Source organism: Skermanella sp. (genome assembly GCF_059503625.1).
Map to the genome: position 1 here is coordinate 1 of NZ_JCACHA010000591.1, position 8,747 is coordinate 8,747.

The window sequence follows — 8,747 nt, forward strand, 5'->3', positions numbered from 1 at the left end:
GCGCTTCGGCGGCGTCCTTCGGCGTTTCGGGGTTCATCCACGCGTCGTAGTCTTCGGGGGCCAGGATCACCGGCATCCGGTGGTGCAGCGGCTTCAGCACCTCGTTGGCGTCCGTCGTCACGATCGTCGCGGTTTCCAGCGGCTGGTCCAGTTCGGGGCCGCCCTTCGGACCTTTCCAGCTTTCCCACAGCCCGGCGAAGGCGAAGGGCTGGCCGTCGCGCCGGCGGATGCGGTAGGGCTGCTTCTTGCCGCCCTTGGGCACGCCATGCTGCTGCCATTCATAGAAGCCGTCGACCAGCACAAGGCAGCGCCGCCGGGCGAAGGCGCTGCGGAAGGCCGGCTTGTCCGCGACCGACTCCGACCGTGCGTTGATCATCCGGCTGCCGATGGACGGATCGTCGGCCCAGTACGGCACCAGCCCCCAGCGCATCAGCACCAGCTCGCGCCGCTCCTCGTCGCGCAGCAGGCGGACGGCGGCGATCTCCTGGGTCGGGGCGATGTTGTAGCGGGGCGCCAGATTGGGCAGTTCGGAAAAGCCGAAGATCCGGCTCAATTCCGCGACGGGGGTGGCAAGGGTGTAGCGTCCGCACATGTTGTTTCCAGTTCATAGCCCTGCCGGCAACATATCCTCCGCCAAGGTGGTTCCAGCCATGCGCACCATTACATGACAGCCTTGAGCGAATGCGGGGTTTGTCATCCGGCATATGTCGCTTAAACTCTATACCGCCTGCCTTCCGTGGCAACGCACCGCGACGGCAGGCCAAACAAAGAGTTCACCGAATCGGGTTCCATCTGGGGGGTTGAAGAGCACATGACCAAGTTCGGCATTGGCCAAGCGGTTCCGCGTACCGAAGATGCCCGCCTGTTGACTGGACGCGGGCGCTACACCGACGACATCTCCCTACCGGGTCAGACATACGCCTATGTCCTGCGGTCGCCGCAGGCCCACGCCGAGATCGTCTCCATCGACCTGGAAGAAGCCCGCAACGCCCCCGGCGTCGTGGCGATCTACACGGTCGAGGACCTTGAGGCGGCCGGCATCCAGAACATTCCCTGCAACGTTCCGCTGGTCCAGAAGGACGGTTCGCCGCTGGTGACGCCGCCGCGCCCGGCCCTCGCCAAGGGCCGCGTCCGGCATGTCGGCGATCCCGTCGCCTTCGTCGTCGCGGAAACGCTGGATGCGGCGCGCGACGCCAGCGAGCTGATCTTCGTCGATTACAGCCAGCTTCCCGCCATCACAGACACCGCCGGTTCGCTCGCCCCCAACGCCCCGCAGGTGTGGGAACAGGCGCCCGGCAACCTCAGCTTCCTCTGGGAAAAGGGTGACGAGGCCGCGACCGAAGCCGGCTTCGCCAAGGCGGCCAAGGTCGTCAGCATCGACCTGATCAACAACCGCGTCGCCCCGACGCCGATGGAAGGGCGGGCCTGCCTCGCCACCATCGACGACCAGGACCGCTACGTCCTCTACGTGTCGAGCCAGGGCGTCCACGGCATGCGGACCCAGCTCGCCACCCAGATCTTCAACGAGCCGGAAGAGAAGTTCCACGTCCTGACGACCGATGTCGGCGGCGGCTTCGGCATGAAGATCTTCATGTATCCGGAATACGTCCTGTCGGTGTTCGCCGCGCGCAAGCTGAACCGCCCGGTCAAGTGGACTTCCGACCGGAGCGAGGCCTTCCTCAGCGACGACCACGGCCGCGACAACGTTTCCCACGCCGATCTGGCGCTGGACGCGGACGGCAAGTTCCTGGCGATGCGGGTTTCCACCGTCGCTAACCTCGGGGCCTATCTCTCCAACTTCGGCCCCTACATCCCGACCGATGCCGGCACCGCGATGCTGGCCGGCGTCTACACGACTCCGGCGATCCACATCCTGGTCAAGGGTGTGTTCACCAACACCAACCCGGTGGACGCCTATCGGGGAGCCGGGCGGCCGGAAGCGGCCTATCTGCTGGAACGCCTGGTCGATGCGGCGGCGCGCGAGCTGAAGATGCACCCCGGCGAGCTGCGCCGGCGCAACTTCATCCCGCCGGAAGCGATGCCGTACAGCACCTCCCTCGGCTTGGTCTACGATACCGGCGAGTTCGCCCGCAACATGGACGACGCCCTCGCCCTGTCGGAGTGGGACAGCTTCGAGCAGCGCCGGAAAGAGGCCCGCGCCAAGGGCAAGCTGCGCGGCATCGGCATGTCCACCTATATCGAAGCCTGTTCGGGCGGCGGACCGGAGCAGGCGACGATCCAGATGGACGGGGCCGGCAAGGTGACGGTCCTGATCGGCAGCCAGTCCAACGGCCAGGGTCACGAGACGGCCTATACCCAGATCGTCTCCGCCCGGCTCGGCGTTCCGGTCGAGGACATCGAGATCGTCCAGGGCGACAGCGCCCGCATCAGCTTCGGCTCCGGTACCGGCGGTTCGCGCTCGATCCCGGTCGGCGGCGCCGCCCTGTCCGACACGGCGGAGCGGGTGATCGAGAAGGCCCGCGCCAAGGCGGCCGAGATGCTGGAAGCCGCTGCCGTCGATATCGAGTTCGACGACGGCACCTTCACCATCGCCGGCACCGACCGCAAGGTGACGATCCAGGACGTCGCCAAGGCCAATGCCCCCGCCGGCGGCGGCTTCGCCTTCGACGAGGAACGGCAGTGGACGCCGCCGGCCTCGACCTTCCCCAACGGTTGCCACATCTGCGAGCTGGAGATCGACGAGGATACCGGCGGGATCGAGTTCGTCCGCTACACCGTGGTCGACGATTTCGGCAAGGTGCTCAACCCGATGATGCTGGCCGGTCAGGTCCATGGCGGCGTCGGCCAGGGCATCGGACAGGCGATCCACGAGGAATGCGTCTACGATCCGGATACCGGACAGCTCCTGACCGGGTCCTTCATGGACTACGGCTTGCCGCGCGCCACCGACCTCCCCTTCGTCCAGTTCAAGCTGAACGAGGTGCCCAGCACCACCAACGCCCTCGGCATGAAGGGCGCAGGTGAGGCCGGCGCCATCGGGGCACCGCCCGCCGTCATCAACGCGGTGGTCGATGCGCTGTCGGTCTTCGGCGTCCGGCATGTGGACATGCCTGCAACACCGGAAAAGATTTGGCGTTTGATCAATGCGGAACGGCCCGCAATGGCCGCTGAATAGCGTCGCCGGGGTTTCCCAAGGCTCACGGCGAGGCGTATGCTCACCTCCTTGTGAGCTTTGGGGGACTTATGGCGGATTTCAGCCTGGATCAGGGCTTTGCTAAACTACTGCCTGCCGTGAAGGCCATCGCGCGGGAGGCCGGTCAGGTTATTCTGCGCTACTACACCGACACGGTTTCCGCCCATGTGAAGCCGGACGGCAGCCCGGTGACGGCGGCAGACCACGCCGCCGAAGCCGTCATCCTGCCGGCCCTCCATCACCTGACCCCGAATATCCCCGTAATCTCGGAGGAGGAATACGCTTCCGGCAAGTCTCCCCCCGGCGACCACCCGATCTTCTGGCTGGTCGATCCGCTGGACGGCACCCGCAGCTTCGTCGAACACACCGGCGAGTTCACCGTCAACATCGGGTTGGTCAGCAACGGCATTCCGGTGCTCGGCGTGATGTACCTGCCGGTAGACGGCGACCTTTACGCCGCCGCCGGTCCGGGGACCGCCGTTCACTGCGAACAGGGCCGGCACGACGTTCCGATCTCCGCCCGGACCATTCCGGCGGATGGAATGGTCTGTCTATCGAGTCGCCGGCACGGTGACCGCGCCAAGCTCGACGCTTTCCTTCAAGGCAAGCTGGTGAAGGAACACCGCCACTCCAGCAGCGCCCTCAAGTTCTGCATCATCGCGCGCGGCGAAGCCGACATCTATCCCCGCTTTGGCCCGACCTCCGAATGGGACACCGCAGCCGGCCACGCGATCCTGCTCGCCGCCGGCGGTTCGATCGAAACGCCCGACGGCAAGCGCCTGGGCTACGGCAAGCCCGATTACCTCAACGGCGAGTTCGTCGCCTACGGCCGGCGATGAACCTCAGCACCGCCGCCGTCACCGTCCTGACCACGGCGGACCCTGCCGAGAAAGTCCGACTCTCCCGCCGGTTCGCCCAGGAGTGGCGAGCCGGCGCTATTTCGCAACCTGTCGCTGATCCTGTTCCAGGCCGCCCGGCCCGACCTTCCGAACCGGAGCTCCGCCCCGTCCGCGACATGCCGCCCCGCCGGAAAGGCGGCAGCGCCGCCGGACGGGCAGTGTTGGTTCACGCCCTCGCCCACATCGAACTGAACGCCATCGACCTGTCCTGGGACATCGTCGCCCGCTTCGGCTCCGATATGCCCAAGGAGTTCAGCGACGATTGGGTCCAAGTCGCCGACGACGAAGCGCGGCATTTCGACATGCTGTCGCGACTGCTGGAAACATACGGCAGCCGCTACGGCGCCCTGCCCGCCCATGACGGTCTGTGGCAATCCAGCCAGGACACCGCCCATGATCTGGCCGCCCGGCTGGCCGTCGTTCCGCTGGTTCTCGAAGCACGCGGTCTGGATGTGACGCCGGCGATGATTCTCAACCTCCGGAAATTCGGAGACGACGCGGCGGCGGATGCCTTGCAGATCATCCACGACGACGAGATCACCCACGTCGCCGCCGGCCGGCGCTGGTTCGAACATGTCTGCGCCGAGAAGGGGCTGGAGCCGATTCCGACGTGGCAGACGTTGGTGAAGACCTACTTCAAGGGCAGTCTGAAACGTCCGTTCAACGAGGTCAGCCGGTCCAAGGCCGGCTTCGCCGCCGCTTTTTATGAGCCAATTGCAGATTGAAAAACCAACCTACCTGCGCCGCGTAAGGACGAGGGCCGTCACGTCGTCGTTGAAGCTCCCCAGCGCCGCCAGCGAGTCGAGGACGCCGTCGAGAAAGTGGTTGTCGTCCGGAAGGTGCATGTGTTGCCGGGCGATCTCCAGCAGCCCTTCCTCACCCAGCACGGTGTCGTCACTGGTCCAGAGTTCGCTGGCGCCGTCGCTGTAGAGGAACAGCCGGGCACCGACCGGCAGGGGAATGTCGCGGTTCTCGTAACGGGCCGAGGCGAGGATGCCGACCGGCAGCCCGCTGCTGTCACCGAACTCCGGCACGTCGTCGCCCGGCTGCCGGATCATCGGGGCCGGAGCGCCGGCGGAAGCGTAGTGGAACGTGTCGGTCGCCTGATCGACCACGCCGACCAGCATGGTCGCGAACTGGCCGTTCCGCAGAAGCGGACAGACCCGTTCGTTCACTTCGCGCAGATGCTCGGCCGGATCGAAGTTGCTCAGGTCCATCTGGCGCAGGATTGCATGCAACCGGAAGGTGTTGAGCGCCGCACCGACGCCATGGCCGGAGAAGTCCACCAGCCAGACGATCAGCCGGTCACGGTCGCCGCGCCGCAAGTCCCAGAAATCGCCGCCAAGCTCAGACGAAGGCTCGAAATGAGCCGACAGGCTCAATCCAAGGTCAGTTCTGGCCTGAGCCAGCCGCGACGGCGGCGGCAGCAGCCGTTCCTGCATGCTCCGCGCCAGCGCCAGCTCCGTCTGCCGCCGGTTGCGGTACTGTTGCAGGTCGCGCAGCAGAGCCTGGTTCTCCAGGTGTATACGAACCCGCGACAATAGCTCCGTCGCGTTGATCGGCTTGGTCACGAAGTCGGTGGCGCCGGCGGAAAACGCGTGCTTCCGGTCGTCCGAGCTGGACAGGCTGCTCTGGACCAGGATGGGCAGGTCCTTCCAGGCCGGGTTGGCCCTGACTTGACGGCACACCTCGAACCCATCCATCTTCGGCATCATCAGGTCGAGCAGCATCAGGTCCGGCGGAGCTTCGCCGATCCTGGCCAGTGCATCGACGCCGTCCTCCGCCGTTCCGACATTGGAGAAGCCGCCACGCTGGAGTACCGCCACCAGAAGGTGCCGGTTGACCCGGTTGTCATCGACGACAAGGATCCGGGAGCTCCTGATATTGACCGAAGCGGATGACGTTCCTGTCATGACGCTACCTTGGCCCTCGGTGACTGGAATACCTCCTTGGCAAGGAAGATCAGCGTCATGTCCTCACGCGGACGGTCGCCGACCACACGCGCCAGCGCCGACGTCACGCGGGCGCAGGCCTCGGCCAGCGTCGGCGAGCCAAGGGCGGGGGCGGCCAGCTCGGCAAGCGCTTTCGGAGCGGATGAAATGCACTCCACCGGCAAGGCCGCGGCCACCGCGTTGTTGTACAGAAGCAAACGGGCGCCCGGCCCGAACGGCAGGACACGGGCGGGGAACACGCTGCCGCCACTCTCGCCGACCGACGCGCCGTCGCTGTCGCCGAGTTCCGCCACCCGGCTGCCGCACTGAAGCAGGATGGGCCGGCCGGCCGCGGCGGTGGCGTAGGTGAAGGTGCCGATCATGGGATCGATCACGCCGTAGATGACGGAGACCCGCTCCCCCGATTCGAACAGGTCCACCGCCCGCGCATTGACCTCGCCGAGGAAGCGCGAGGGGTCGCCCGCCAAGGGCGCCAGTTCATGCAGCACCGTATGCATCCGGAACGCGTTCAGTGCCGCGGATACGCCCGTGCCGGTCATGTCGAGCAGGTAGAGCCCGAAGCGGCGCTCTGACAGGGGAATGATGCCCCACAGATCGCCGCCCAATTCGCTGGAAACCGCGGTGTGATGGCGGATGCGGACCCCGCTGTCGCGGCCGATCTGGTCGAACAGCGCCGGTGTCGGCAACAGGTGATTGTACATCTCCCGCGCCATGCCGAGTTCGCTTTCCAGACGTGCCCGATAAAGCTGAAGGTCCTGGATCAGGACTCGGTTTTCCAGATGGATGCGGACCCGCGCCAGCAACTCGTTGCGGTCGATCGGCTTGGTGATCAGATCGGTCGTTCCAAGCTGGAACGCCTTGTTGCGGTCTTCGGTGTTGGACAGCGCGGTCTGGACGAGCACGGGAAGGTCGGAAAACCGGGGGTCCGCCCGCAGATGGCGGCAAACCTCGAACCCGTCCAGCCCCGGCATGACGATGTCCAGGATGACGAGGTCGGGCAGCTCGTCGCCGATCTTCCGGAGCGCGTCGATACCGTCCACCGCATGCTGTATCCGCCGGAACCCGGCCTGCCGAAGCATCGCGGTGATGAGGGTGCGGTTGAAGTCGGTATCGTCCACGACCAGAATCAGGCAATCGTAGATGCCGATCTGGCGGGCTTCCGCTGAAGCAGGAGCGCCGGTCATCGGTCGAACCTCAGCCGGATGCGGCGCCCGTCATCCAGCAGTTCCCAGCCCGATACGAGCGTCTCGATCAACGAAATGCCGCGCCCGCTCGCAACGCTCGACTTGCGCGTCCCGGGTACGAATCCGGGTCCCTGGTCGATCACGTCGATGGCGATCCCGCCATCTCCCAGCAGGGCCGCCACCTTCAACCGCTGGCAGGCAAGCTCCGGATCGGCAAGGCGGCCCTCGACTTCGTTGGAAAACCGTTCCAGCGCCGTCAGCGACGGATTTTCAAGACTATGAACGGAGAGGTTGCCGTGGATGACGGCATTGCTGATCGCTTCTTGCAATGCCAGCTCCATGTCGTAGCACCGCTCCTCCCCCACCGGCTGCCGCCGGTCGAGTGCCTGGACGATGCGGTGGGCAAGCTGGAACCGATAGGCCGACACCGTCGTCAGGGACACGAAGATCGAACTGGCCTCGGCGAGACGCAGCGATGCCGCGACGTCCGATACGGCCAGTTCGCCGATCTCGATGCATGTGCGGGCGCCACGGCTGAGAATTTCACCAAAACTCTCATCGCTGAGGTTTGCTGCCAGCACGGCGGCGCCGTCAAGCTCCCAGTCGGCGGGCAAGCCGGCTGCGGCCCGACCGCACCCGATGGCGGATGCCGAGGCAAACTCCTCAAGACGCTCGGCGGATAGGCCGACGCCGTACAGTGTGTTCGCCTGCATTCTTGATCACCGATCCCTGACGTCAGTCTTCGATGTCGATGACTTTGCCGAGTTGAGCGACGGTCAAGACGCGCTTGACCTGTCCCTGAGCCCCTCGCAGAGTCAGGTTCTTGTTGAGCTGGCTGACTTCTTCACGGGCGACGAGGATCATGCCGAGCCCTGAGCTGTCGACGAATTCCAGGCCGCTGATCACGAGGATCTGCCGGCTGGCGCTGCTCTGGACCATCTCCTGGATCATGGCGCGTACCTTGCCGTGATCGTTGAAGGTCAGCCGGCCGGAGAGGGAGATCTTAAGTTCGGCGCCATTCTGTTCAATTCGATAATCCATAAATCACCTTGCCCCTTCACTACCGGCATACTCACCGGCGATTGTAATACTATATAGCATTTAAAACAATTCGATATTATCGTCATTGTCGCCACCGCCATAGGGCGCCTCCACGTCCGGATATGCTGCATCGAGATCGAGCGCGCCGTTGGTATCGAGCGCCGTCCCGTCCAGCAGCATGCGCCGCACGAAACGCTGGCGCAGTTCGCTCAGCGTCATCCCGGAGAGCAGGCGGTCCAGCCATTCCTGGGGGAACGAAGCCTCGGTCCCGGCAGGCAGCGCGGAACGGGTCCGCCCGCCCAAATCGTCCAACCCGGCGGAGATGACGGTCATGCCGTCGATCACATGGTCCAGGCGCTGTTTTGCCAGATCCTGGAACTGCATGCGGGTGATGACTTGGTTGATGTGGGCGGATATTTCGGTCGAAACCCGCGCCGCATCCTGGAGGACGCTCTGGAAATGATGGCTCTGCGAGACGAGGCTCATCATCGTCATGTCGATGCGGTCCTTGGCGAGC

Annotated in this window: 8 protein-coding genes and 1 pseudogene; 3 read left to right on the top strand and 6 right to left on the bottom strand. The window is 65.2% G+C overall.

Annotated features, from left to right (window positions below; translation table 11 throughout):
- Positions 1-592, bottom strand: a 592-nt coding sequence (locus AC5JJ6_RS15215; RefSeq protein WP_496042864.1) for an SOS response-associated peptidase, incomplete at its 3' end; no start/stop codon positions are given.
- A 219-nt stretch (positions 593-811) separates the two neighbouring features.
- On the opposite strand from AC5JJ6_RS15215, the gene AC5JJ6_RS15220 reads away from it, so the two are divergent.
- From AC5JJ6_RS15220 to AC5JJ6_RS15230, 3 genes are all read left to right on the top strand, one after another.
- Complete coding sequence (locus AC5JJ6_RS15220; protein WP_496042865.1) at positions 812-3,136, top strand: xanthine dehydrogenase family protein molybdopterin-binding subunit; 2,325 nt, start codon at positions 812-814, stop codon at positions 3,134-3,136.
- 68 nt (positions 3,137-3,204) lie between these two features.
- Positions 3,205-3,993 (top strand): 3'(2'),5'-bisphosphate nucleotidase CysQ, encoded by a 789-nt coding sequence (gene cysQ, locus AC5JJ6_RS15225; protein WP_496042866.1) that lies wholly within the window; start codon positions 3,205-3,207, stop codon positions 3,991-3,993.
- On the top strand, positions 3,990-4,778 hold the full coding sequence (locus tag AC5JJ6_RS15230) for a ferritin-like domain-containing protein (RefSeq protein WP_496042867.1): 789 nt from the start codon (positions 3,990-3,992) through the stop codon (positions 4,776-4,778). The genes cysQ and AC5JJ6_RS15230 overlap by 4 nt, the downstream gene beginning before the upstream one ends.
- A gap of 9 nt (positions 4,779-4,787) precedes the next feature.
- Here AC5JJ6_RS15230 and AC5JJ6_RS15235 read toward each other — a convergent pair whose 3' ends face one another.
- The 5 genes and pseudogenes from AC5JJ6_RS15235 to AC5JJ6_RS15255 all read right to left on the bottom strand — a co-directional run.
- Positions 4,788-5,966, bottom strand: a complete 1,179-nt coding sequence (locus AC5JJ6_RS15235) for a PP2C family protein-serine/threonine phosphatase (RefSeq protein WP_496042868.1) — start codon at positions 5,964-5,966, stop codon at positions 4,788-4,790.
- Positions 5,963-7,189: a response regulator gene (locus AC5JJ6_RS15240; protein WP_496042869.1), complete on the bottom strand. Its 1,227-nt coding sequence runs from the start codon at positions 7,187-7,189 to the stop codon at positions 5,963-5,965. The genes AC5JJ6_RS15235 and AC5JJ6_RS15240 overlap by 4 nt, the downstream gene beginning before the upstream one ends.
- Entirely contained in the window at positions 7,186-7,902 is a 717-nt protein-coding gene (locus tag AC5JJ6_RS15245; protein WP_496042870.1) for an ATP-binding protein, read from the bottom strand. Before AC5JJ6_RS15245 ends, AC5JJ6_RS15240 begins: the two co-directional genes overlap by 4 nt.
- A gap of 22 nt (positions 7,903-7,924) precedes the next feature.
- Complete coding sequence (locus tag AC5JJ6_RS15250; protein WP_496042871.1) at positions 7,925-8,230, bottom strand: STAS domain-containing protein; 306 nt, start codon at positions 8,228-8,230, stop codon at positions 7,925-7,927.
- 60 nt (positions 8,231-8,290) lie between these two features.
- Positions 8,291-8,747 (bottom strand): annotated as a pseudogene (locus tag AC5JJ6_RS15255) (methyl-accepting chemotaxis protein); the annotation flags it as partial.

Excerpts from the sequence above, each read along its gene's own strand:
- AC5JJ6_RS15250 (WP_496042871.1), bottom strand. The coding sequence starts at position 8,230 with ATGGATTATCGAATTGAACAGAATGGCGCCGAACTTAAGATCTCCCTC.
- AC5JJ6_RS15230 (WP_496042867.1), top strand. The coding sequence starts at position 3,990 with ATGAACCTCAGCACCGCCGCCGTCACCGTCCTGACCACGGCGGACCCT.
- AC5JJ6_RS15220 (WP_496042865.1), top strand. The coding sequence starts at position 812 with ATGACCAAGTTCGGCATTGGCCAAGCGGTTCCGCGTACCGAAGATGCC.
- AC5JJ6_RS15245 (WP_496042870.1), bottom strand. The coding sequence starts at position 7,902 with ATGCAGGCGAACACACTGTACGGCGTCGGCCTATCCGCCGAGCGTCTT.
- cysQ (WP_496042866.1), top strand. The coding sequence starts at position 3,205 with ATGGCGGATTTCAGCCTGGATCAGGGCTTTGCTAAACTACTGCCTGCC.
- AC5JJ6_RS15235 (WP_496042868.1), bottom strand. The coding sequence starts at position 5,966 with ATGACAGGAACGTCATCCGCTTCGGTCAATATCAGGAGCTCCCGGATC.
- AC5JJ6_RS15240 (WP_496042869.1), bottom strand. The coding sequence starts at position 7,189 with ATGACCGGCGCTCCTGCTTCAGCGGAAGCCCGCCAGATCGGCATCTAC.